Raw genomic sequence first — 24,508 nt, 5'->3', positions numbered from 1 at the left:
TAGGCGATAAATGGTTAGAGCTTACTCAGATCACAAAGGAGGTTACCTGATCGATCATTCCATCCTTAAAATGCCAAACATCACAATAATAAATCTTTTTTGATTCGCCGCTCTTTTCAATCACTAACCGACCAAGCTCAACTACGATATCATTCTCTTTAATGGAATTTTCTGTTGTAAATGTGATCCCGTCATAAGCCGAGATTATGTACCCAAGAAGTTCGGCCTTTCCATTGAAGGTATTCTTACCAACGTTCTTCAATTGATATCTTCCGTGCAGTACGTGATGAATTCTTCATAGTTTCCTTCCGCCAAAGCTTAGAGGAATTATCTATCAATTTATAGTTTACCGGTATCAACTACCTGTATATCCATTATATGGTTAGTAAATTCATCATGCGGCACAATAGCTTTTGCTTTTACCCTTACTTTATAAGTATAAATGGTGCTTACCGTATATTCTAATATTTTGGCTATTGTTTCGTTATCGTTTATGCCAAGCCTTACTAATGCGAATATTCTTAGGTGGGCGCTTAGTACCTCGTTGCCTTTTGGCCATATCTGGTCTTCGGGTTTTAAAAGCGCGTTAAAAGAGGTAATAAAATTAGGGAAGAGTTTTAAGAATACCCGGTCGAAGGTTCTGAATAAATGGTCGCGTTCCTGCTTAATATCTATTTGGCTTAACAGCGCGAGTACCTCCTCGTACTTCTTACTCTTCATCTTCCGCTCGGCATTCCTTTTCAGCTTTTCCAGCTTTAAAATATACTCCGAAAAAACATTGAAAAAATAGCCGATGTACTCTTCCTTAATGCGGGCTTCTTCTGATAGCCGCTTGTTTATCTTCTCCAGCTGGTTGTTCTTTTCCTCAATAATGCGTTCTTTAACACGCAGCCGTTTAAGCTGTATAAAAACGATGAACGATATCAGGCTGATGATCACCACAATAATTAAACTTGATAGCAGGTATATAATAAACTTGTTCTTTTCATTTTCAGAGATCAGTATTTTATTGGCGGCAATGTCGGGTAATACCGAGGCTATCTCAATTTTATGCAGGCGCGATCCGTAAAACTGCGCGTTGCTTAAAGCCTCCTGCATAAACAGGTAGGCATTCTTTATATCACCGCTTTTATACAGGTTGGTGCCTATTTTATATACAGCCATAGTTTCTTTGGTAGATGATTTTATATCGTTAATGGCGGCTATTAATAATAACTTCATCCGCTCTGCCCCCTGGTAATGATCGCTCAGTGCCGCTGCTATCATGGCTGTTTGATGCGGAGTTAGCTTACGCTGATAAAGCAAATATTCGTAATATTTATAATTACTTATCTTTTGCCCGGCCGTATCCGGTATTTCGGCCTTGTACATGATCTGCTCGAATGAATTATTTTCTGTTAGGGAGATGGCCGTATCAAGATACTTGTTAGCTTGTTCTACATATTGCTTTGTGTAGTATTTATCGTTGTTGTAATAGGCAAGGTCGGCATAATACACGCATTGTAAACGGTAATAACGCAACTTTGAACCCTTATCAAGCACCTTCGGATTAACCTGGTTGATACAATCCAACGTTTCTTTAAACATGCCCGATGATATGAGGATAATACCCAGTTTTATCTTACTGTCGTATTGCTTAGGCAAATCGTGCATGGCTATGCTTAGCCCAATCATTTTTTGCGTGTACACGTAGGCCGAATCGTACTGATAGCTTCGATACTCTTCAAACAAGCTACTGCATAACTGGTATTGCTTTTCGAGTTCGTTGGGCGAACAATGCTTCAACGCTTTTTTCAACCCGGCTATATCGGCTTCTTTGCGGTCATCGTACACCCTTCTTTGCACAAGCATACCCTTCAATTGGCTCATCAGCGCGTCGTTATCTTCCTGCCCGTAAACTACTGTAACAGCAAGAAGCCATAATAACAGTGTGTAAAGAATTTTCATTTTTAAGCTTATTTGAATGCCTATCAATCATCAATGGCAATGAATACGATAGCGTTAAGTTTATAATCAGGTTAACCTGCACGTAATTATAAAACTTTAATTTGTACAAAGAATAGTCTGGTATAAATAAAAAAACAAAGCCGGAATGATCGCTCAATCCGGTCTTTGCTCGTACATAAACTAATCACCTATTTTTAACCAATCATATTATTATTATTTGCCTGTACTTTTCAATTGCTCTTTAAACCAATCGGCATTAGCCTTACTTGTTGCTTTATTAACCGCATCCGGCACGTTGCTGTAGTTCGTATTGAAATATTGCAATGTTTGGTAAAACTGGCCCGGATAATATTGCAGCCTCAAATTAGTTTCTTCGCAGCGGCCTGCCATTTCAGGTAAAATTATATCCGCGTCTTTAAACTTTAAGCCTGTTACAGCCTTACTCAACTCGCGGAACTTTTTAACCAAACCGGTATTAACGTTGGCAATGTCGGTTTTGCTGTAAGCGATAATTACCTCCTGCGGTTTTGCGCATGCGGCTTGCGGAAGCGAGATCTCTACAGACAAACTCTTTCCGTTATAGTTCCACTTGCCTGCACTTTGTTCGGCAGCGTAATCAAGCTTTTTACCATTAACGGTTATTGATTGCGGCATCTCGGCCCCCACTAACCTTAGTGTGTAACTTCTGCTAAGCGGCATCCCCTTGTAAGCGCCCTTGCGTGCCGTAATGGTTACACTTTGCGTGCGCCCCGGCAGGTGTTTGGAAATTACTTTTGTAGAAGCAAATTCGGCAGCATAATTTTTTGAGTTGCCGGCATCCTCGTAAACAGAGGTACTGCCATCAGCACCCGGAAACACATCTATATATGTTTTTGCAGGCTGATCTTCCAGATTTTTAACCGCGGGATAAGCTGGTACTATAGCACCCGCCTTTACATAAATCGGGTATTCATCTAACGCGAAAGTTCGGTTTACATACTGCCCGCCTTTCAGCAGGGTTCCGGTTTGCCATTCAAACCAATCGTTACCTTCGGGCAACCAAACCTTAATGTCCGACTCACCATTTTTCATCGGCTCAACAATCGGCGCTATCAGCAGGTCATCGCCAAACATATATTCCGATTTGTTTTCATAGGCTTCGGCCGCTTCCGGGTAATCGTAATACAAAGGGCGGCACAGAGAAATCCCGCTATCGAATGTTTTGCGGGCCATAGTGTAAATGTAGGGCGCTAATTCATATCGTAACCGAATGGCGTCTTTCAACGCGTCATAATATTCTCCTTTAAAGTTCCAGGCTTCTTTATTCAAATTGGCGTTTTTAGATGAGTGGGTGCGGAATATCGGGCTTAAGGCACCGTATTGCATCCAACGCACATACAACTCCGGATCAAGCTTTTGATCTGACCCCGGGCCGAACTGATGCCCGCCGATATCATGGCTCCAGTAACCATACAACACGTTAGACGCGGCGCTGGTAAAGTATGGCTGAAAGGCAAGTGATTTCCATGAAATTACAGCATCGCCGGAGAAACCAAGCTGGTAACGGTGATTACCCAGGCCGCCCCATCTGTGATACAATAGCGGACGGGTTGAGCCATTCCGCTCCATATCGGTAAAAAACACGTAGTTGAGCCACCAGGTATTGTTTAGGTTTTTAATTCTTTTATCGTTTGGCCATTGCTGCCAGTCGAGCCACCAAAAACTTACACCCATTTTTTCCATGGGATGCAAAATGGCACCGAACAATGCCTGCATAAACCTTTTGTTTGAACCCTCGTACGGTATGTTGGCTTTGGTTGTAGTATCAAAATTTAAGGTTTGCGCCATCGCCTTATAAGGTTCCTCAAAAGGAGCTACGCCCGAGGCCGGGTGAAGGTTAAGTGTTACTTTCAGTACTTTGCTTTTCATCCAGCTTAGAGTTTTACCCGGGTTAGGGAACAGTCTTTTGTTCCAGCTCCAGCCTGTCCAGTGTTTGGTTTGGTCGAACACATCGTATTTTGCCCGCAGGCTGTCGGTATAATGCCAGTCCATATCTATCACAAATACATCCAGAGGCAGGTTATGCTGCTCAAAGTTCTCGGCAACGTTGCGTACCTCATTGTCAGAATAACTCCAATACCTCGACCACCAGTAACCAAACGCGTAACGCGGCGGCAATGGTACCCTGCCCGATATCTGTACAAAATCTTGCAGTGCCTTTTTGTATTGCCTGCCGTAACCCATAAAATACAGATCCTGGTAATCTTTCGCGGGGCGTTCGGCAACCCAGGGCCATTCACTGTTATCAAACAATAGGCGCTGCGAATCATCTATTACCGTCCACCCGTCGGTAGCCAGCAAGCCATCCTCCAGTTCCATTTTCTTTTTATCCCATATATGGTAATCGCCATCGAAGTTATCAAGGGTGCGGTAGGTGCCTTTTAAGTTACCCTTTTGCTTTGTGCCGGGCACCCATGCAAAAGGGTACTTTTTGTTAAGCGATGTGATGGTCAGGTTTTGATCTGTAAATTTCCCGGAACCCACTTTATAGTGCAATTCAATTTCCGCCGTTTTTAAAACAAGTTCTCCATTATTCGTTTGCGATACAAAATACGGCACCGGCAGGTTGCGGTTAAGTACCGTAAACGTGGCATTATCAATGAAAGGCAGTTGAGCGGTCCATTCCATACGGATAAGGCGCGGGGTGAGTACGGTAAACCGGGCCTGACCGGATTGAACAATGGCTTTGGGATTTGCCAGCGGCACCGGTTTTTGCTGCGCGCTGGTAAACTGTGTTTGCAGAACGACCAATAAAAGCGCCAGTCTTTTTTTGCCGGAGAAATGTTTCAGTAGCTTAAACATGAAGGTTGAAAGTGGATTTAGATAATTTATAGATGAATGAATAATAGTATCGGGTAAGTATGGGCGAACAAGGGCTTTTTGCTGTAATATTTAACACTAACCCGCTGCCCCGGATACCAAAAGCGTATCGGGACAGCGGGCGTTTTAATTAATAACCGGGGTTTTGTTTCAGTTGCGGGTTCACATTCAGGATATCCCTGCCAATAGGGAATATCTCGGTATGCTTGTCGGCATCAGGCTTTTTATCCCACCAGGTGCCGGTATTAAATACCCCCCAGCGGATAAGATCGGTACGGCGACGGTTTTCGCCTAAAAACTCTCTGCCCCATTCGTCAAGCATTTCCTGATCGGTAAGCTGGCTGCCATCGGCCTTGTATAAACTTGTCGACCCGCTTGGGTAATTACGTTGTCTTACCTGGTTCAGCAGGGCTACCGCGCCCGGCTTATCGCCTTTTCTGTAAAGGCACTCGGCAAGTGAGTAATAAATTTCAGACAGGCGCACTTCAGCATAAGCGGATGTGATACGGTTTGGATCGGGCGTTGGGTAAAGCGGATATTTTACCATAAACACACCCGAGTTATGATCGGCATGGTTCATATTTGATTCCTTATCGGCTATTTTTTTACCCGGTTTGGTATCCAGGAACATACCCACCTGGTCGCGGATGAACAATGGGTACGGGCCTTTATTTCCCCTTACCGTATCAGCTTTTTCAACACCGTTTACAGTGCGTTTAAAAGGCAGGTAACCGTACAGGAACATACCTTCCCTTTTACTGTCGCCAAGGTTACGGTATTTTACAAGGCGATAATCATCGGGATATTTTTGGAATTTCACAAAAGGCTTGCCTAACTGATGGGTATATTCCACGCTATCCACATCGCGGCCCGGTTGCAGCGCGAAACGAGGGTTGGCCTGTCCAAAATCGGTAAAACCACAATACAGCGGACCAGCATCATAAGTAACACCCCACCAGAACATTCCACCATCGTACTGCCAGTGCGTGCGTGCCAGCGTTCCCGGAAAGCCATAGATCACCTCGGAGTTAAGGCCGGTATTGGTATAATCAAACGGGGCGTCCCAGCGGGTATCCAGCTGATAGGCACCGTATTTACCTGCAATAATGTCTTTACACACGGTTTCGCATTCGGCAAACTTATCGGTACCGATATAAACCTTGGCATTCAGGTAAAGCCTTGCAAGCAAAGCCGCGGCACCGGCTTTGGTCCAGCGGCCAATGCCTTTGGCACCCAGTTGTTCGCGGGTTGGCAAACCGGGAATTGATTCCGTTAGTTCCTTTTCAATAAACGCGAAGGTTTCCTGCGGCGTAGCCTGCGGGTTACCTTGCGTAGAGTTTTTTACATCGGTAACTATCTGAATGTTACGGTAAAAATCAAAAGCCCTTAAATTGAACCATGCCCTCAGCGTACGCAGTTCAGATTTAAAATCGGCCAGTTCTTCAGGTGTAATGCTCAGCTTTGCAGGGTCCTGTATGCTTTCCATATCCTGCAGGGAGTTGGTAGCTAATACGATACCCTGATACAAGTTTGTCCATACGCCGCTGGTAAAACCATCCTGAAATGTCCAGGTATGGTAGTGCATCCGCTGATAGTATCCGCCGTCCTGCCAGTCGCCCTGGCGGTTATAAGTACCTATTTCATCGGTGCTGTTCTCAATAGCGGCATAATAATCGTTACCCTGTATACTCCAGTAGCCATGCTCAAAAGGGCGCAAAAAATCCCTGATCACATCATCCCTGCGGGTAAGAAAACCGGCTGCATCTACCTTATCATACACCTGTTCGTCCAGTTTGGTACAGCTACCGGCCAAAAACGCGGTCAGTAGCATGCTGCCTATAAAAAGTTGATATTTTTTCATGTGTTTAATGCTCAAAATGTGGCCTGCAAGCCTAATATCAGTTGCAGTGTTGATGGATAATAATTCAATGAGGTATTTACGCCCGGTGTAAGCCCGTTGATCTGCACCAGGTCGGGATCTCCGCCGGTGAAACTTTTGAAGGTGTGCAGGTTACGACCAGCCGCGTAAAACCGCACCGATTTAAGGTATTTGGTTTTCAATGGCTGCGTATAACCCAGCGCAACGTTATCTATCTTCACAAACGAGCCCGATTCCAGGAAGTAGTCGGAAGCGATAGAGGTAGTTGAATTGCTGGTCAGCTTTGAATATTTGCTCTTGCTGTCATAAGCCGATTTCAGCACATTGGCATCGGCCTGGCTTGATGGTGTACCCAAATAAAATGCCGAAGTATTGAAGATCTTATAACCGAACGCGCCACGTAAAAATACGTTCAGATCAAAGCGTTTGTAGCGAAAATTATGGTTCATAGAAGCAGTGTACTTAGGCAAACCGTTCCCTACGTATTGCTTATCATCGTTATTGGCCTGATTAGCCGGTACTATGCTACCGTCTTTACGGTACACCAGCAATGCGCCGTCATCATTAACACCGGCAGAACGCAGGGTATAAAATTCGCCAATGCTATGTCCTTCTTCAATACGCTGAATATTGCCCGGTGAACCGGGTGCCGGCAAGCCCGCAACATCCTGAAAGGTTGCTCCCTTGTATATCGTATTCGAAAAGGAGATGAATTTATTACGGTTATAAGCAAATGCTACGCTAACGTTGTACGACAGGTCCCTCTTTTTCAAGACCGCGCCGCTCAAAGTAGCTTCAATACCCGAGTTTTTCATGGTGCCCACATTGGTAAATGTTTGCGACTGTGAGTTTGGCGGCAATGGCACGTTGTAATAGCCCAGCAGATCTTTATTGGTACGCACATAATAATCAAGCGAGCCGCTCAAACGGTTATCCAACACGCTGAAATCAATACCCGAGTTAAAGTTGATAGCACGTTCCCAGCTCAAGTCGGGGTTAACGTTTGATGAAGGACCGTATACCTGGTATTGCACGCCGTTAAAAGGGAAGTAACCTGCACCGCCATAAAGTAATAACGACAGGTAATTACCAAAATCCTGGTTACCGGTGATACCGTAATCGGCACGTATTTTCAGTTCGTTTACCCATGGTAGGGCTTTCTTAAAGAAATCTTCTTCAGATATTCTCCACGCGCCTGATACCGCCGGAAAATCGCCCCATTTGTTGTTGATCCCAAATTTAGAGGATCCTTCGTGCCTTAAACTCGCTGTTAAGATATAACGGTTGTTGAAATCATAATTCAATCTGCCGAAAAAGGCGATGAGCTTCGAGCTGTTTTGCGTTGAGCCTACAGCCGATTGCCCCTGCCCTGCCGCGCCACCATTAAACAAGCCCGATCCGAGGTTGTTCCACAGGTAGCTATCAAACGGAAAATCATAGTTTTGGGCATAAAACTGCTTGTAGTTATACACTGAATATGAATAACCACCTAACAGTTTAAAATGATGTTGCTTCAGGTCGAGCGAGTAGTTGCCTGTCCATTCCACGTTCTTCTGGTCGTTCTCTTGCTGCTCCTGCGAGGCAAAGTTGGTTTGCGTTACCCGGTTGGCCTGTACAATGGTTGATAGTGTAGAGGGCCTGAAGTTCATATTACGAACCGAACGCGCTATCTGCGAAAGCGTAACCGTGGTACTAAGATTGGGCAAAACATTGAACTTCAACGAGCCATTGATATCCATTTCCTTGATATCAGCGTCAGATTTGATCAGCTTGCCATTCTCTACCGGGTTGTTTGAGAAGAAGCCCGTATTGATGTAGTTATACTTGCCTTCCTCATTAAAAATAGAATAGGTTGGGTTTAGGGTTAAAGCGTTATTAAAGTTACCCAGATCGGCATTGCTGGTATTCATCATACGCGGCGCAATGTTGAGGGTACCCACAAATACATTATCATCGGTAGCATGGCTGATGCTGATACGGGCGCCATATTCTTTTTTATGTGCCCTCAGGTCTATACCATCCGCGTTACGGTAATCTGCCGAAGCGAAGTAATTGGTTTTACCCGTACCGCCCGAAAGCTGAACAGTGTGTTTCTGACTGAACGCAGGTGAATTGGTAACTTCATCGAGCCAGTTGGTTCGGGCGCCGTAATCTTGCCCCTGCTTGTTTTGCACCCGGTTTTGCACAAACTCATCGGGCGAAAGGTTTTGCAGGCGGTTGGTCACATAATCGAAACTGGCGTAGCCATCGTAAAACATACGTGCCTGCGAAGTACCCTTTTTGGTGGTGATGATGATTACACCATTACCGCCGCGAGTACCATAAATGGCCGAAGCCGCGCCACCTTTGAGCACATCGATACTTTCAATATCGTTTTGGTTGATGTTATCGATGTTTCCACCCGGAACACCGTTGATCACGTACAATGGCCCAAGGCCCGCGTTACGCGATGAAGCCCCCCTCAACTGTATGCTGGGCGATGAATTTGGATCGCCGCTGGAGGTATTAGTTATGGTAAGGCCGGCTACCTTACCCTGTAAGGACATTAAGGGGTTATTTGCCGAAACCGGAAGCAGGTCTTTCCCCGAAACATGGGTGATGGCGCTGGATACTTCCCTTTTGTTAAGGGTACCGTAACCAACACTTACCACTACTACTTCTTCTAAAGTACTGTTCGATTGCTCTAAACGAACATTGAGGGTGTTAGATCCGCTTAGATCTGCTTTTTGGGTGGCATAGCCGATAAATGAAAAGGTAAGGCTTTTGGTGGCTTCCGGAACGTTTAGGCTATACATTCCGTTAACATCTGTAGTGGTGCCTACAGTAGTGCCCGTTGCAACTACGCTTACTCCGGGCATCTCCGCACCTGTGGCCGCGTCGGTGATCTTACCGCTGATGGCTTTGTTTTGCGCAAAGACGGGAGAACAGGCGAAGAGAATCAAGACACAAATGCTTAACAATCGTAAAAATTTTTCTCGCATGATGATTTAAAATTGGTTTAAAAAAGGCCTGGCATCCACCCGTCGCTGCAGCCGACGAATTACTGCCCTGGTTACGAAGTATCGCGCTCATACTCCGAACACAAATTAAAAGAGCGAAAAGGGTTGTTTTTCCGAACAGTTTGCCGCCGTTTAAAAAATCTCAAAAAATAAAAATTCAATTGCCTGATAATCAAATTATTAATATAGTGTCAGAACATAAAAATCCAGACCAAAACGAACACATTTTTTGGTAAATAGTGTAATAGGGATCGGATATTAATGGTTAACATCTTTATCCAAGGCTGACCTTGTCAATTTAAATGGACTTAATTTGCGGTATACTTATAATCTTATTTGAATTATGAACGCCAATTCGCTGTTTTCTACCATTGATTTTTTATCCCGACCGATTTTTGACAGCAGGAAAACGCTTAGTTTTTTTGCGTAATCCCACAAAATATCAGAACCAATTACCGACCCATTCCTTAAAACTATCCCTGAACTTTTCAGGACAGTAAATCTGGCCTTTTCAGGAAAACCGGCGACTCTTTTTTAACAGACCTTTGTATTGTATAACAACGGTTATGGAGAAAAACAGTATTGTATTAGTTACCGGCGGAACCGGTTTTGTGGGCTCGCGCATTATATTGCAATTATTGCAAAAAGGCTATCAGGTAAGAACAACCGTCAGAAACCTGAAAAATAAAGATCGCTTGCTGGAAGCCTTAAAGGCAAACGGTGTACTTGATTTAAGCAGGCTTTCTTTTATTGAAGCCGAATTGACAAAGAATACCAACTGGGAAGCCGCCATAACAGGCTGCCATTATGTACTGAGTGTGGCTTCACCGGTGTTTTTGAAAGCACCCAAGGATGAAAACGAGGCGATTCGCCCGGCGGTTGATGGAATACTCCGTATACTGCGTTTTGCCAGGCAGGCAGGTGTGCGGCGGGTAGTGATGACCTCAAACTTTGGCGCGGTGGGTTTTAGCCATACCGATAAAAACACGGAAACAACCGAAGCAGACTGGACGGATCCTGATTTGCCGGGTTTATCGGTATATGAAAAATCTAAAACCCTGGCTGAAAAGGCGGCCTGGAAGTTTATGGAAACAGAGGGCGGTAATCTCGAATTCGCGACCATCAACCCGGTGGCCATCTTGGGGCCATCGCTGGACGCGCACATTTCGGGCAGTTTTTACCTGTTGAATATTTTGCTTTTAGGCTCGATGAAAGCGATACCCAATATCCCTTTAAATGTGGTTGATGTACGTGATGTGGCCGATCTGCATATCCGGGCGATGACCAGCGCGACAGCGGCCGGGCAGCGCTTTATCGCCACGGCGAACGGGCAAATCTCATGGCCGGAAATAGCGCTATTACTGAAGCGCAACCGCCCGGCTGTTTCGGGTAAGGTGCCGTTAAAGCGAATTCCGGATTGGCTGCTGAAACTGGCAGCGATAGTAAACAAGAAAGCAAAAGAAGGCGCCATGTTCCTGTCTATCAATCGTAGGGTAAGCAACGCGAAGGCGAAAAAGCTTTTAGGTTGGATACCGATCGCGACGCAGGAGGAAACTATCCTGGCTTCGGTAGACTGTATGGTTCAGTATAAATTGATCAGATAATCAACATATGAGCAAATTTATTAGTGGGATACTGCTGTTGGTATCGGTATGTATCGGAATTAGCCATGGCAGCCGTACATTTGGTAAGCCGGAGGCGGCCAGCTTGGCTTTGATGCAGAGATTAGGTATTGACGAGAACTACAGGATCATTATCGGCATTTGGGCGATCACCGCATCGGTATTGATCCTTTTTCCGAAAACTTTTTTTATGGGTAACGGCCTGCGGGCTGTACAATTGGTTTTACTGATGGCCTTGGCACTAAAAGCCGGGAACTATACCTTTGCGTTGATTGAAATTCCGTTTTTGGCCCTGCCCCTGCTGCTGATCCATTTGGGACATCCATTTAAAAACGGCATCACCTTCGTCAACCCGGCCAAATGAGAAACATAGCAAACGATACGCGGACGAATATTCTTAAAGAGCAATTCATCCCTGATCATCTTTTTTTGTATATAGTAAAGGGGGCGGTCAGTTTTTTTGACGGGCAGCAGCGGTATGCCCTTGGCGCGGGTGAATGTTGCCTTTTAAGAAAGAACAGCCTGGCTAAATTTATGCTTACCGGCAATGAGGCTGTTATTGAACCTATTTTATTTTGCTTTGACTATGATTTTCTGCAAGCATTCAAAGAAAAGCACCAGCTGAAAACTGTACAATACCAAACAACGGACAGTTTAATAAGCATCGAAAAATCGGCATTACTGGACAACTTTGTCGGATCGTTAACTCCATACCTGAAGGGAGCCATGGAGTTGGATGAGGCTTTCGAGGATTTAAAATATGAAGAATTGCTGCTTATACTGCTAAAAAAGAAGCCTGAACTTGCAGGCATACTCTTCCACTTCGCGCAGCCGGAAAAGATCAATCTTGAAGCGTTCATGAACCGCAACTATACTTTTAATGTGAGTATGGAAAGCATCGCATTTTTAACGGGACGCAGTTTATCTGCCTTTAAACGCGATTTTAAGGAGATTTTTCATGACACACCGGGTAGATGGCTGGTGCAAAGGCGTCTTGAAGAAGCGTACTTCCTGATAAAACAGCAACACAAGAAACCGGCCGAATTGTACCTGGAGCTGGGTTTTGAAACCCTGTCCCATTTTTCGTTCGCATTTAAAAAGAAGTTTGGACTAACTCTGAGCGAACTGGCTGCACAACAAAACCATAAGGACTAATGTATCATAGTAATAATTTTGTGATCAATTTCACCCAGCAAATTAGCATTATGATTTCACCGTGTCTGAATATATATTCCCGAACGAAGCTTGCCCCCTTCTGCCATTGCTTTTTAACAACCGATCTTGATATGGAAAGGCGGTCGGCGATTTCATCAATAGTCAGTTCATCGTGCGAGCGCAGCTTAAATATTTGCTTTCTTTTTTCCGGAAGCATGTCAACCGCGTTATGGGCAATCTGATAATATTCGTCAAAAGAAATTTTTTCGGTGATCGTACTTTCAAATTCAGGCGATATTTTTTGGTAAAGGTCAATAACTTTAGCCTGCCGTTGTTCCTTTTTTATCTGGTTAAGCAGCAAGTTTTTGGCACACCGGTATAGGTAAGGCTTAATAGCGCTAACGCTGACCAAAGCCTCCCTGTTTTCCCATATTTTAATAAAGAGTTCCTGTACAATTTCCTCGCTTGTTTCTTTGTTATAACAAATACTAAAAATATAGCGGTACAGGTTACTTAAATATTTGGAATAAAGCAATGTAAAAGCCTCCCTGTTACCCGCAGATACGAGCACAAGCAACTCTTTCTCACTTAATTTTAAATATTCTTTCAATTCCTTTTTGAAGCAAATTGGGACAAATGCCTGCCTTGAGCGCAGTTATAATTGGTTCTTTAAAATTAAATAATAATATTAAAATATCAACAATTTAATACGTCCAATTTACCGGTTATTTAAATTAAAAAATCACTTTGCTATCAGTATACCATCTTACTAATTTTGGTACATTATACTATAGTTTCAGCAGTTACGTCCTCTTTCAGTACTATGATATTTTCGATGGCTAAAACATCAAGACCGGTCCGCAGAAAACAATCTAATGCATCCTCTGGCTTACATACAATGGGTTCATCTTTTACATTAAACGAGGTGTTAACTATTACAGGGCACCCCGTTTTATTAAAGAAAGCCTTTATCAATTCATAAAACATGCCATTCCCCTCTCTACTAACTGTTTGTACCCTGGCTGATTGATTAACGTGGGTAATTGCGGGCAAGGTTGAGCGCACTTGCGACAGCATGTCAAAATCGGTAACCATAGTCGTATTACTTACCGGCAATTGATGTATATGTTTAAGGTTGGCAACCAGCAGCATGTATGGACTTAATTGCGGCAGATCAAAGTAATTATGTACCTGATCATTAAGTACGGCCGGCGCAAATGGCCTGAATGACTCGCGGAATTTGATCTTGTTATTAATCAGCGATTGCATGTATGGTTTGCGGCTGTCGGCTATAATGCTACGGGCACCCAGCGCGCGCGGGCCAAACTCCATGCGTCCGCTAAACCATCCTATTACTTTTCCTTCATCAAGGTATTTTGCCACCCTATCCAAATAGGCCTCATCATCGTACCGGTAATATTTTATCCCACACGATTTAAGCATGGCCGCAACATCATCACTTTTATACGCAGGCCCCAATAACGCGTTCTGCATTTTATCTTTTACATTTGTACTGCGGGAATTATTCAAATACTGATAATACACATAGTAAGCAGCCCCCAGGGCACCACCCGCATCACCGGACGCAGGTTGTATCCATAAGCCATCTGAAGAATATTCTTTAAGTATCAACCCGTTAACCACGCAGTTAAGCGCTACCCCACCTGCCAAACAAACGTTTCGGGCACCGTAGGTTTCTTTAACATGCTTAACCATCAGTAACAACACTTTTTCGGTTACCTTTTGTATTGATGCCGCTATATCCATATGAAACCGGGTGATCTCGTCATTACTTTTTCTTACAGGCTGCCCAAAAAGCCCGGAGAACTTTTTATTGGTCATGGTAAGCCCGGTACAATAGTTGAAGTAACGCATATTGAGCCGGAAAGACCCGTCGGGTTTAAGATCTATCAAATTATTTAAGATAACATCTTTATAAACCGGTTCGCCATAAGGAGCCAGCCCCATTACCTTATATTCGTCGCTGTTTACCGCGAACCCTAAATAATAAGTAAACGCGGCATATAGCAGCCCTATTGAGTGCGGAAATTTAACATCTTTAATAAGGCTGATACGGTTCCCGCCGGCTTCCCAAACAGAGGTTGTGGTCCATTCACCAACGCCATCTACCGCGATAACATAAGCATCCTGAAACGGCGACGGAAAAAATGCCGAGGCCGCGTGCGACTGGTGATGTTCGGTAAAAAGCAGGTTATCCTTTTTATACTCCCACCCTTCATCTATTATCTTTAACGCTTTAATAATATTCCGTTTCAGAAAAATCTTATCCTTTATCCAAACCGGCATTGCTTTAAGATAAGAGGTAATGCCTTTAGGAGCAGTTGCCAGATACGTTTCAAGCAACCTCTCAAATTTGAGAAAGGGCTTTTCATAAAACACTACGTAGTTAACCATGCTTAAAGAAATACCGGCTTCTGCAAGGCAATAGCGTATGGCCGCGGATGGAAAAGAAGCGTCATTCTTAATACGGGTAAAACGTTCTTCCTGCACGGCGGCAATAACACGATCATAGTGAATAAGGCAGGCGGCACTGTCATGATAATATGCGGAAATACCCAGTATATACATTTGTTAAAATAACGAGTAAATTAAAGGGCCCAATGCCGTACCCTGCGCCGCTATCATAAAAACACTGATAAGTACCAATAAAAACACTAATGGCCAAAGCCAATATTTACGGCGATGCTTTAAAAAGCTCATAAACTCCAGCAAGGTATCCATAGCATTAAAATTGTTGTTTTAAAGGTGATTGATATGTCGGCTTATTTATCTCCCAATAAGAATCTTTATCATGCCTGTATCGCTGATTGAGCAGATCGCGTCCCCGCAGTTTAAAAAGCAGGGCTATAGGTAAAAACAGTATAAAATATATTACGGTAAGCAACAAAACGGTATTGATATAGGCCAAATAGTAACCCAATTTTTCCCAAATAAAACAGGGATACTTTAGCAGCACGGGGCGTGTAAAAGTTACTATTAATAAAACCAAAGCCGCTGCTATTACATAAAATGCGACCTCGTTAAACCGTATATATCGATAACCTGCCACTGCCAGCGCCAATCCGGCTAACAAGCAACCAAATTGAAATTCCTTTTTATACCTGTTTGTAATAGCGCTCATTTTGAGTTGGTTGTTTTTCAAAGCCTATTTTAATACTTCATACGCTTGCCTCACCTGCGCTGCCAAATCTGCATCGCCGGGTTGTAACTGAAACTCGTGCTGAAGTTTGATCAATTGATAAAGCGCGGCCTTTGTTTGCATTAACCCGGCACTATTGGCAGATTTGCTTAGCGCGTATTCCAGGTAAGCGGCCGCGTTTTCAGGGCGTTTATTTTTCAGTTCGAGCGCGTACAGGCTGTAAGCCAGTTCAAGCGAGGGGGCTATACGAAACGCGCGTTTTAAATAATTTATCGCGGTTTGTGTGCGGTTTTGTTTGGCGCAGAGCTTGCCGGCCAATGTATAAAAGGTTACATCCTGCTGAAATTCAAGCATCACCGCTTCAGCTACCTTAGCCGCCCCGTTAAGGTTTTGAGATTGTTGGTAATAGGTCATTAGCCTATCCATCGCGTTGTTCCAGGGTAAATGAGCGGTAAGCATTTCCATGGCTGTTTGTTCTTCTGCCGTTTTAGCGGCAGGCAATTTTAAACCGGCGTGTTTAAAGGGCCAGCCCATTTTTAACTGAGTAACGCTATAAACACCAAAAAGCGAATCGGTTTTAGTAACCGGCATGGCTTGCTGCAATTGTTCAAGGCTCATGGGTACAACAGGCTTTCCGGGTAATAAATGATTGGCTGATAGCACCCTGTAAAAGGCATCAGACATAAGCGAATAACCAAATAAATTTGGGTGAACGTGTTCCAGTACTGTTTCATCACCAATAATATTATTGATCGAATGTGATTCAAATATCCCCTTTGTATCTACCATGTACACACCCGGAATTGTTTTGGTGATCTGTACTATCGCTTTATTGATAGCCTCCGGGGCCCGGAATCGCAAAACATCCCTGTTCCTGGCATTTGTAAAGAATGCTTTAGCCGCCATATAATTACCCTTATGCAGCGCTTGGGTGCCCGCCATGAACTGATTATCAGCAGAAGAATCTCTCTCCGATGGTTCACTGATCAGTGGCGGCAGGCTGCGGTCGTTACTTACCAGGTTACTGATCAGCACCGGGATATGTTGTTTGGAGAGCAGGCCGCAGGCTTGTTCCATATTTTGAGTAAACTGCGTAATACCTTTCCGGTAAGCAGCAGAATTATAGATGATATGCTGATCGCCCGCCATTCTTTCCATCAACGTCCTGTTTTCGGCTTTGGCCCCTTCGCCGCGAATACTATTGAGCAACAGTTGGGCAAGCCGCCATTTTTTTAGCTGTATTAACAATCTTACTAACCACCGGTTATCACCCCAATTAGTGGTTGAGCCTACACCGAGGGCGCCGTAATACTCGTTATGCCCGCTGTATATCAATACGGCATCAGGTTCATATCGCGGAAGCTCGTTCGCTATATCAAGTACGGTAAAAGAATTGACAGCGGTAAGCGATAGGTTTATGATCTCGAAATCAGTATCGGGAAACATGTTAAGCAACCTGTATTTCAACCAGCGGTGAAATGAACCGTTGTGCATATAGGGGTAGCCTATCGTGGTAGATTCGCCTAACACAAAAATGCGAATGGTTCCTTTCGGCTTTTTTATGGCAAATGGTTCTGTATTACCAACGGTAGCATTGGCAACGCTATTAAAATACCGTTCAGATACGTATTTGTTCATCACCAGCATCCCGGGGTAACGGTCGTCTTTAACAAACAATGCCAGGTCATCACCATAGCCAAAAGCACGCAGCAACAGCTCCAGCAATATCAAAAAAGCAAAAGGTAACACAACGGCCAGCAACTTAAAAGCTGTTAATTTTTTTGAGTTGCTAACTAAAGGCGCCTTTTGCATAAATGATATATGATGATAGATATAGGGCTAAGGGTTATTGATCGTAGTTACTTGCTTTTACACGTACGTCGGTAACCTTTGTTGGCAGCCAAACCTCCATGCGTGAATGCCCCCGGTTAGCCCATGAATAATAGGGTATGGCGGTCATTTCACGGGTTTCGGTTGCAGCGCTTTTTCCATCGGCAGCTACTTGTATGGCAGGTACGCTGGCTTTTATCTCTACAATACCATTCAGTACCTGCTTGTTGAACAAGGTGCTGAATTGGGCATTTTCAGGAATGATATAGGTTTGGGCGGGCCCGGCATCCTGCAACTGTTCAACACAATAAACCAGGGGGCCACGCTGCAATGCTATCTTATCGCGATTTGCCTTTATACTGTCGGTCGCTTGTACCATGCGTACCTGCATGGGCAGGTTCAATTTAACCACATCACCTTTTTTCCAGTTGTTAGAGATAACCGCGTAGCCATGCTCCATGGTATATTTTGCCGGCTTTCCGTTTACGGTTAAACTAATGGTACTATCGCTTTTATTAACATAACGATACGCGTCGCCGGGCGCGGCTTCATTATTTGCCCAACCCGGAATACGGATGTGTAACGGGAATTTTGAAGCTGACGAAGGGTTTACCGTCAGGTTTACCTCCCCTGTCCACGGGTAGCCGGTTTGCTGCTTCAACTCAACCTTACCGCTTTTTAACGGAATAGTTGTGCTGCTTCCTACAAACAAGTTCACCCAAATGTCGTTATCGGCCGAAGCATAGATATAATTACCCAAAGATTCAACCAGCCTGGCTATGTTTGACGGGCAGCAGGCCGTACCGAACCATTCGCTGCGCTGGTAGTTACCAAAATTTGCCAGCGGGTTGCCGTAAAAGAAACGGTCGCCTGTTAATGATAAGCCATCCAGCGCGCCATTGTACAGGCTTTTCTCTAACACGTCAACGTATTTGGCATCACCAGTAAGCCTGTTCATGCGCTCGTTCCATATCACCATACCAACAGAAGCGCAGGTTTCGCAATAAGCGCTGGCATTGGGCAGGTCATAATCTGTAGTAAAACCTTCATTACTGCCCGACGAACCGATACCTCCTGTAAGGTACATGTTGCGGTAAACCACATCTTCCCAAACGGCGTTCATAGCCTTAAAATAACCCGGATCATTTTTGGCGGTGCCCACATCGGCAGCACCTGTGTACAGGTACATGGCCCTTACCGCGTGCCCTTCTATCTGGCGCTGATCTTTTACCGGCACATCATCCTGGCAATATTTTTCGCCCATGTGCTTGTTGGTCCAAATTTCCCCTTTACCATGCCCGTGCCCGCGCTGCTGTAAATACCAGTCTGCAAGGTCGAGGTATTTTACTTTTTTAGTGGCTTGGTATAGTTTCACCAGGGCAAGCTCAATTTCTTCGTGCCCCGAAACCCATGGTACGTTTTTTTGGCGAAAGGTAGCATCAATATGGTCGGCAAAACGGGTAGCCACATCAAGCAGCTTATGTTTGCCGGTTGTGTTGTAATAGGCCACCGCTGCTTCAAACAAATGGCCGGCGCAATAGTCTTCATGCTTTTCCATATCGGTCCAGCGTTTGTCAAGGCCGTTCAGGGTGTAAAACGTGTTCAGGTATCCGTCGGGTTGCTGGGCGGCGGCTATTTTGTCTATCCATTCATCGGCCTTAGCTTCCAGTTTAGGGTCGGGATGATTTTTAAGAGAATAAGCTATGGCTTCAAGCGCCTTGTAAACATCTGAGTCATCAAAATAGATACCCTCATGCTTTTCGCCTTGCTTGCGTGCCACTTTTTCAAAATTACGAATGCGCGGGGTAACAACTTCTGTTTGGTTGATACATACCGGAATGGTAACATTGGTAACCGTACTGATGCGAGGCGACCAAAACGCGTCGTTTATTTGCACCTGCGAAAAATTGACCGGCGTCATTTTAACGATGCCCTGCTGCCCGAATGCTGAAACAGATAACAGGCCCATAATAAAACCACCGGTAACACTTTTTTTATAGTTCTTCATATTTATAATGTGATGATAAAGAACCGCGGCCACGGCCGCGGTTCCGGAAATATTTATTAATACCCTTGATTTTGCTTTAATTTCGGATTTGAGTTTAACGCCTGTTGCGGTATCGGGAATAATTTACGGTAATCGCCATTAGGTTTATGCGACAGCCAGCTTTTGGTGGTAAACACACCAAAACGGATATCATCCCTGCGGCGGTGAGCTTCCCACGGAAACTCGTAGCCAAGCTCATCAAGCATACCGCCATATTGTACAACGGCGATGTTGCCGGCATCTACCACCTTGTAATTTTCAATATAGCCATATTTGTAACGGCTATTTTGCGTTAACTGGGCACCGGTAACTGTGGCCTTGGCAGCGTCTGTAAAGTTACGTGCGCGCACCTGGGTAACCAGTTGGGCCGCTTCGTCGCTACTGCCGCTCCTTACCAGGCACTCCGCCTTCATCATCAACACCTCGGCATACCTGAAGAATGGAAAATCATTACTCAAATTACTTTTCGCGCCTACTCGTACTTCAAACTTGTTCATCCGATAGCCTTCCGATTCGCCGGTAAAAAGCCCGTCGGGCAGGTCTTTGGTAAAATTTAGCGGTTTACCGGCCTGGTCATACGAGCCGGTTAACGGCGTTGTACCATCGGCTGCGAATTGCGGCCCTAAAAGCCAGGTATTAGCCAGTCGCTTATCGGCAGCATCATAGGTATCAATAAATTGTGAAACACCCATGGCCGATCCTGAACCCCAGGGAGTAGCCTGCATATTCACCTTAGCTTTTAAAGCGCCATGCCACGAGAACATTTCGGTGAAAAAACCGGTACCAACGGTTTCATCAAAAGGAACTGCGAAAACTATCTCGGGCGAGTTCTCATTTTGGGTTTTAAAAATATCGCTATACTTAGGGTCGAGGGAGTATTTACCGCCTGTTATAATATCATTGCATTGTGTTAAGCACTCCTGCCATTTAGCCTGGCCGCTGTAAACCTCTGCATTAAGATAAATATTGGCCAAAAGCGCTTTAGCCGCCCACTTATTGAACCGGCCATACATAAGCTTATCATTATTTTCACTCAGGTTTGGCAGGGCATCGTTTATGTCTTTTACAATAAAGTCATATATCGCCTTGCGCTCGGCTGTTTCGGGTAAATCAGAAGTGGTGGTGGTTACCAGCGGAGCATTACCAAAGTTATCACATATAAGCCAGTAAAAAAACGCGCGCACTACCTTCATCTCCGAAACGAGGGCGGCCTGGGTTGTTCCTGACGGAACGGCTATTTTGCCCGCCTCCAACTGCTCAATAACCCGGTTACTATTGGTAACGCCGGTATAAAAGGTTCTGAACATCTCGTTCATTTGCGGGTTCTCGGAGTTCCAGGTATGTAAGTGGATCCTTTTATAGATACCGCCGTCATCCCAGCCCGAACCGTTCGCGGGCATTACAATTTCGTCAGAACTGGTTTCCTGTACCATGTAATAGCCTGTGTGCGAAAAAATACCGCGCATGTTAGCATACGCTATCCCCATAGCTTTATATGCGTCGCTATAATTGTATGTTTCGGCCGATAATTCTGAATAGGTGATCTCGTTCAGGTTTTTATTGCAGGCACTCATTCCCATTATCAGAAAGATTGCCAGAAATGATTTTATATTTTTCCTTTTCATAAATGTTCTGTTAAAATGTGAAGAATGCGCCCAGTGTGTAAGTTGATGTGGCAGGATACCTGTTACGGTCATCAACACCCGGCGTTAACCCTATAATGCTAACCTCCGGATCTATCCCCTTGTAACCGGTAAAGGTTTTAAGGTTTGATGCTGATCCGTAGATCCTTACCGCTTTTATAAATGGCTTGTTCAGCTTTAAAGTGTAGCCCAGCGTTACGTTATCAATTTTCCAGTAATCGCCATTTTCAATGTAATAGCTCAGGTAGTTGAGCGACTGGTCATCGGCAAGCGGCCTTTTACCGTAAATATTATCATAGGCTGATGACAGCAGATTACCCCTGGTAAGCATTACCGGCGATTCATACACCAACCTGGCGGTGTTGAGTATCTGAAAACCGAAGGCGCCACGCATGGTAATGTTGAGGTCGAAGTTTTTATAAGTGAAAGTGTTATTCCAGCTCAGGTAATGTTTGGGTAAACCGTTGCCAATAATTTGCTTATCATCAGCCTGCTGGTTGTCTATTGATTTTGGGTTGCCGTCTTTCCCTTCAATTATCCAGTGGCCTTTATCATCAATATCAATGCTCTTAAAACCCCAGAAATTACCTATTGGCTGCCCTATCTGGGTGCGGCTAATTGATTGCTGAATAGGTTCGCCTGTTGTACCGGCATCAAAATACCCGCTGGCCAGCTGAAAATTCTTATCAGACAGTGAAAGTATCTTGTTTTTATTGTGCGAATAATTCACCGATGTATTCCAGTTGAAGTTGTTGCCCTGCACAGCGGCAACATTTAAGCCCACCTCAATACCCTTATTTTCCATTGAAGCCGCATTGGCCGTAATGTTATCGTATAAATACGGCGGTGTTGCAACCGGGTAATTAAATAGCAGGTCGTTAGTTGTGCGTTTGTAAACATCAACGGTACCGGTAACGCGATTATCGAGCACGCCGAAATCCATACCTATGTTGGTTTCTTTTTTTCGCTCCCAGCGCAAATCTGGATTGGCGTTGCTTGAAGGATTGATCACCTGTACCCATTGCCCGTTAATAAGGGTATAGGTATCGAAATTGATCCTGTTAAGCGACATGTAAGGCGCTGTTGGTTCGGTACCGGTAACACCGTAACCCGCCCTGAATTTCAGCGAGCTGATGATGTTATTGTCTTTTAAGAAACTCTCTTTTTTTACATTCCAGCCCACCGATACCGCCGGGAAGTTACCATACTTATTGTTTACACCAAATTTTGAAGAACCTTCTCTACGGATACTTGCCATGAGTAGGTATTTATCCTGAAAGGCATAATTTACACGAAAGAAATAACCGATCAGCTTATTTTGGCTGCGGTATGAGTTGTCTACCGCCTCCCCTCTTTTTAATGCCAAACCGGATTGCATGCTGTTGTATGAGTAATCATCAGTAGGGAAATCCCAGTTTTGCATATAAAAGTTCTGGTAGTCGGTATTACGCCAGCTGTAACCGGCCAGCCCGGTGAAAGCGTGGTCGCCAATTGTTTTTTTGTAATTGGCGGTTATCTCCAGCAGGTTCTCTTCTGAGCGTGTAGCTCCGCGCGAAGCATAGCCGTTACGGCCATCGTGCAGGGTAGAGTAATGTAATTTCGACTCGTAGTACCCCCTTGTGCTGTTATTCAAGTCCCTTGATCCTAAAGCTATAATATCGAGCCCGCTTAAAGGCGACAGGGTTATGGAGCCTATGGTTCTGAGGTTACTGTTCTGTATTAAACCGTTGGTTTGTTCAATTAACGATACCGGGTTGGCATACTCAGTTTTGTCGGTATGTTCTGTATAACCACCCGCAGCGTTCCTTACCGGATCGGTTGGGTTATAGGTAATAGCGTTCCTGTATACGTCTCCGCGGTAACTGCCTCCGTCGGCTCCTGAAAAGAAACTTTGTTCGTAGCCGCTAAGGTTGGCGTTAAGCTTTAGCAGCCCGTTAAACATTTTATGGTTTACCTCAATACGCGGGTAAAGTATGCTGTTATCAGATTTTCTAAGGATACCGTTAAGCTTGCGGTAGTTAAGGTTAACTATATAGCTGCTATTATCATTTGCCCCCCGTACAGAGATGTTGTATACCTGCGACAAGGGGTTTTGCGTAATTTCATCGAGCCAATTGGTACTGGCACCATAATCTGTCGCGCCTGGTTTACCCTGGGCTACCAGTTGGCGGTACTGATCGGCCGAGAAGAAATCCAATCTTTTGGTGATCCGTTGCGTACTGAAATAGGTATTCAGCTCAAGCGAGGGTTGTTGCTTGCCCTTTGATTTTTTTGTTGTAATGAGGATAACGCCGTTGGTACCGCGCGTTCCGTAAATAGCGGCTGCCGATCCATCTTTCAAAACATCGATAGATTCAATATCTTCGGGTGCTACGGTGGTTAATGTTCCGGGTACGCCGTCAATAATAACCAGCGGCGAAGTGCCTGAGTTTAGCGTTGTAATACCACGCAAATTTAACTGAGACGATGCCGTAGGATCTCCGTTAGTGGTAACCACGGCAAGGCCGGGTACCTTACCACGTATCAGTTGAGCAGCATCTGTAACTGCCCCCTTCACAAAATCTTCTGATTTAACGCTGGAAACCGCGCTGGTGATCTCGCCACGGCGCTGTGTACCGTAACCAACCACCACCACCTCGTTCATACTGCGTGCTTCTTCTTTCATTTGCACATTGTAAACCACTTTTTGCCCATCAAGCGGTATTTCAACTGTGCTAAAGCCCAGAAACCTGAAGATCAACGTTCCCGAATTGTTGGGTATTTTAAGTTGATAACTACCATCAGGGGCACTTGCCGTACCTAAGTTGGTGCCCTTTAGTATAACACTTACCCCGGGTAAGGGCGCATTGCTGCCGTCTGTTACCTTTCCGGTAATGGTTGCCACCGTGGCATTGGCTGCTTTGGTTTCTTCAGATTTAATTTTGATAACAATAACAGCATTATCAATGGTATAGGTTAGCGGTTTATTTTCAAAGCATTTGTTTAGTGCTTCTTCCACACTCGCGTTTTTCAAATCGAGGTTAACACTATTAATACCGGTAAGCATTTCTTCTGCATAAAGTACCTTGAAAGTGGTTTGTGTTTGTATAACCTTAAAAAACTTTTCGATGCTTACATTGCTGCCTTTATAGGTGATACGCTGACCGAAACTGGCTTCCGATACCTGAAGAAATATTGTGATAAGAAATATCAGGGTAAGTTTCATTACCAACAACGATTTATGGACAACAGCGTGCAGCCGAAATCCTGTTTGAAATTTGAATTTCATATATTTGATTGTTTGGGTTTAAATTGGTTATGATTGGTGCAAAAAAATCTGGCAGTTTGTTCCCGAACATAGCCAGGAAAGCGTTGGTAGCGCTTCCTG

General features: G+C 44.5%; 16 protein-coding genes. 3 read left to right on the top strand and 13 right to left on the bottom strand.

All coding sequences use genetic code 11. From position 1 onward, the window contains the following. Positions 1 to 25 precede the first annotated feature (25 nt). The 5 genes from AC07NA_RS02245 to AC07NA_RS02225 all read right to left on the bottom strand — a co-directional run bounded on the left by AC07NA_RS02245 (position 26) and on the right by AC07NA_RS02225 (position 9,666). Entirely contained in the window at positions 26 to 280 is a 255-nt protein-coding gene (locus AC07NA_RS02245) for a nuclear transport factor 2 family protein (protein WP_494895998.1), read from the bottom strand. 59 nt (positions 281 to 339) lie between these two features. Then, positions 340 to 1,947 (bottom strand): SusR family glycan utilization regulator, encoded by a 1,608-nt coding sequence (gene susR, locus AC07NA_RS02240; protein ID WP_494895312.1) that lies wholly within the window; start codon positions 1,945 to 1,947, stop codon positions 340 to 342. Between the two features lie 213 nt (positions 1,948 to 2,160). Next, positions 2,161 to 4,788 (bottom strand): glycoside hydrolase family 31 protein, encoded by a 2,628-nt coding sequence (locus tag AC07NA_RS02235; protein ID WP_494895310.1) that lies wholly within the window; start codon positions 4,786 to 4,788, stop codon positions 2,161 to 2,163. A gap of 148 nt (positions 4,789 to 4,936) precedes the next feature. Next, positions 4,937 to 6,667 carry a RagB/SusD family nutrient uptake outer membrane protein gene (locus tag AC07NA_RS02230; RefSeq protein ID WP_494895308.1) on the bottom strand — a complete coding sequence of 577 codons (1,731 nt, stop codon included), beginning with the start codon at positions 6,665 to 6,667 and terminating at the stop codon, positions 4,937 to 4,939. An 11-nt stretch (positions 6,668 to 6,678) separates the two neighbouring features. Next, positions 6,679 to 9,666, bottom strand: a complete 2,988-nt coding sequence (locus AC07NA_RS02225; protein ID WP_494895306.1) for a SusC/RagA family TonB-linked outer membrane protein — start codon at positions 9,664 to 9,666, stop codon at positions 6,679 to 6,681. A gap of 584 nt (positions 9,667 to 10,250) precedes the next feature. Between AC07NA_RS02225 and AC07NA_RS02220 the strand changes: the two genes are divergently transcribed. From AC07NA_RS02220 to AC07NA_RS02210, 3 genes are read left to right on the top strand one after another with little or no spacing between them, the layout of a single operon-like run. Further along, complete coding sequence (locus tag AC07NA_RS02220; RefSeq protein WP_494895305.1) at positions 10,251 to 11,288, top strand: SDR family oxidoreductase; 1,038 nt, start codon at positions 10,251 to 10,253, stop codon at positions 11,286 to 11,288. A gap of 7 nt (positions 11,289 to 11,295) precedes the next feature. Then, positions 11,296 to 11,670 (top strand): hypothetical protein, encoded by a 375-nt coding sequence (locus tag AC07NA_RS02215; RefSeq protein WP_494895303.1) that lies wholly within the window; start codon positions 11,296 to 11,298, stop codon positions 11,668 to 11,670. Continuing rightward, complete coding sequence (locus tag AC07NA_RS02210) at positions 11,667 to 12,461, top strand: helix-turn-helix domain-containing protein (RefSeq protein WP_494895301.1); 795 nt, start codon at positions 11,667 to 11,669, stop codon at positions 12,459 to 12,461. The genes AC07NA_RS02215 and AC07NA_RS02210 overlap by 4 nt, the downstream gene beginning before the upstream one ends. A gap of 4 nt (positions 12,462 to 12,465) precedes the next feature. Here AC07NA_RS02210 and AC07NA_RS02205 read toward each other — a convergent pair whose 3' ends face one another. The 8 genes from AC07NA_RS02205 to AC07NA_RS02170 form a co-directional block, all read right to left on the bottom strand. Further along, a complete protein-coding gene (locus tag AC07NA_RS02205) occupies positions 12,466 to 13,071 on the bottom strand; it encodes an RNA polymerase sigma factor (protein ID WP_494895299.1) in 606 nt (201 codons plus the stop codon). Positions 13,072 to 13,244: 173 nt separating this feature from the next. Further along, a complete protein-coding gene (locus tag AC07NA_RS02200; RefSeq protein ID WP_494895297.1) occupies positions 13,245 to 15,050 on the bottom strand; it encodes a carbamoyltransferase family protein in 1,806 nt (601 codons plus the stop codon). A 3-nt stretch (positions 15,051 to 15,053) separates the two neighbouring features. Further along, a complete protein-coding gene (locus tag AC07NA_RS02195; RefSeq protein WP_494895295.1) occupies positions 15,054 to 15,203 on the bottom strand; it encodes a DUF5989 family protein in 150 nt (49 codons plus the stop codon). Positions 15,204 to 15,207: 4 nt separating this feature from the next. Beyond that, positions 15,208 to 15,603, bottom strand: coding sequence for an SxtJ family membrane protein (locus AC07NA_RS02190; RefSeq protein ID WP_494895293.1), 396 nt, complete (start codon positions 15,601 to 15,603; stop codon positions 15,208 to 15,210). A 24-nt stretch (positions 15,604 to 15,627) separates the two neighbouring features. After that, positions 15,628 to 17,433 carry an SGNH/GDSL hydrolase family protein gene (locus AC07NA_RS02185; RefSeq protein ID WP_494895291.1) on the bottom strand — a complete coding sequence of 602 codons (1,806 nt, stop codon included), beginning with the start codon at positions 17,431 to 17,433 and terminating at the stop codon, positions 15,628 to 15,630. Positions 17,434 to 17,467: 34 nt separating this feature from the next. Beyond that, complete coding sequence (locus AC07NA_RS02180) at positions 17,468 to 19,459, bottom strand: glycoside hydrolase family 127 protein (RefSeq protein ID WP_494895289.1); 1,992 nt, start codon at positions 19,457 to 19,459, stop codon at positions 17,468 to 17,470. 56 nt (positions 19,460 to 19,515) lie between these two features. Beyond that, the gene (locus AC07NA_RS02175) at positions 19,516 to 21,123 is read right to left on the bottom strand and encodes a RagB/SusD family nutrient uptake outer membrane protein (protein WP_494895287.1); all 1,608 of its coding nucleotides are present in this window, start codon (positions 21,121 to 21,123) and stop codon (positions 19,516 to 19,518) included. A gap of 10 nt (positions 21,124 to 21,133) precedes the next feature. Then, the gene (locus AC07NA_RS02170; RefSeq protein ID WP_494895285.1) at positions 21,134 to 24,409 is read right to left on the bottom strand and encodes a SusC/RagA family TonB-linked outer membrane protein; all 3,276 of its coding nucleotides are present in this window, start codon (positions 24,407 to 24,409) and stop codon (positions 21,134 to 21,136) included. Between the last annotated feature and the right edge of the window lie 99 nt (positions 24,410 to 24,508).

The organism is Mucilaginibacter sp. GW821-FHT07G05 (genome assembly GCF_059418565.1).
Note: the sequence above shows the minus strand (reverse complement) of the source record. Positions and strands in the feature narration are given on the sequence as shown.

Bases quoted from the DNA above. Each gene is read 5' to 3' on its own strand.
- susR (WP_494895312.1), bottom strand. From the start codon at position 1,947: ATGAAAATTCTTTACACACTGTTATTATGGCTTCTTGCTGTTACAGTA.
- AC07NA_RS02235 (WP_494895310.1), bottom strand. From the start codon at position 4,788: ATGTTTAAGCTACTGAAACATTTCTCCGGCAAAAAAAGACTGGCGCTT.
- AC07NA_RS02230 (WP_494895308.1), bottom strand. From the start codon at position 6,667: ATGAAAAAATATCAACTTTTTATAGGCAGCATGCTACTGACCGCGTTT.
- AC07NA_RS02225 (WP_494895306.1), bottom strand. From the start codon at position 9,666: ATGCGAGAAAAATTTTTACGATTGTTAAGCATTTGTGTCTTGATTCTC.
- AC07NA_RS02220 (WP_494895305.1), top strand. From the start codon at position 10,251: ATGGAGAAAAACAGTATTGTATTAGTTACCGGCGGAACCGGTTTTGTG.
- AC07NA_RS02215 (WP_494895303.1), top strand. From the start codon at position 11,296: ATGAGCAAATTTATTAGTGGGATACTGCTGTTGGTATCGGTATGTATC.
- AC07NA_RS02210 (WP_494895301.1), top strand. From the start codon at position 11,667: ATGAGAAACATAGCAAACGATACGCGGACGAATATTCTTAAAGAGCAA.
- AC07NA_RS02200 (WP_494895297.1), bottom strand. From the start codon at position 15,050: ATGTATATACTGGGTATTTCCGCATATTATCATGACAGTGCCGCCTGC.
- AC07NA_RS02195 (WP_494895295.1), bottom strand. From the start codon at position 15,203: ATGGATACCTTGCTGGAGTTTATGAGCTTTTTAAAGCATCGCCGTAAA.
- AC07NA_RS02190 (WP_494895293.1), bottom strand. From the start codon at position 15,603: ATGAGCGCTATTACAAACAGGTATAAAAAGGAATTTCAATTTGGTTGC.
- AC07NA_RS02185 (WP_494895291.1), bottom strand. From the start codon at position 17,433: ATGCAAAAGGCGCCTTTAGTTAGCAACTCAAAAAAATTAACAGCTTTT.
- AC07NA_RS02180 (WP_494895289.1), bottom strand. From the start codon at position 19,459: ATGAAGAACTATAAAAAAAGTGTTACCGGTGGTTTTATTATGGGCCTG.
- AC07NA_RS02175 (WP_494895287.1), bottom strand. From the start codon at position 21,123: ATGAAAAGGAAAAATATAAAATCATTTCTGGCAATCTTTCTGATAATG.
- AC07NA_RS02170 (WP_494895285.1), bottom strand. From the start codon at position 24,409: ATGAAATTCAAATTTCAAACAGGATTTCGGCTGCACGCTGTTGTCCAT.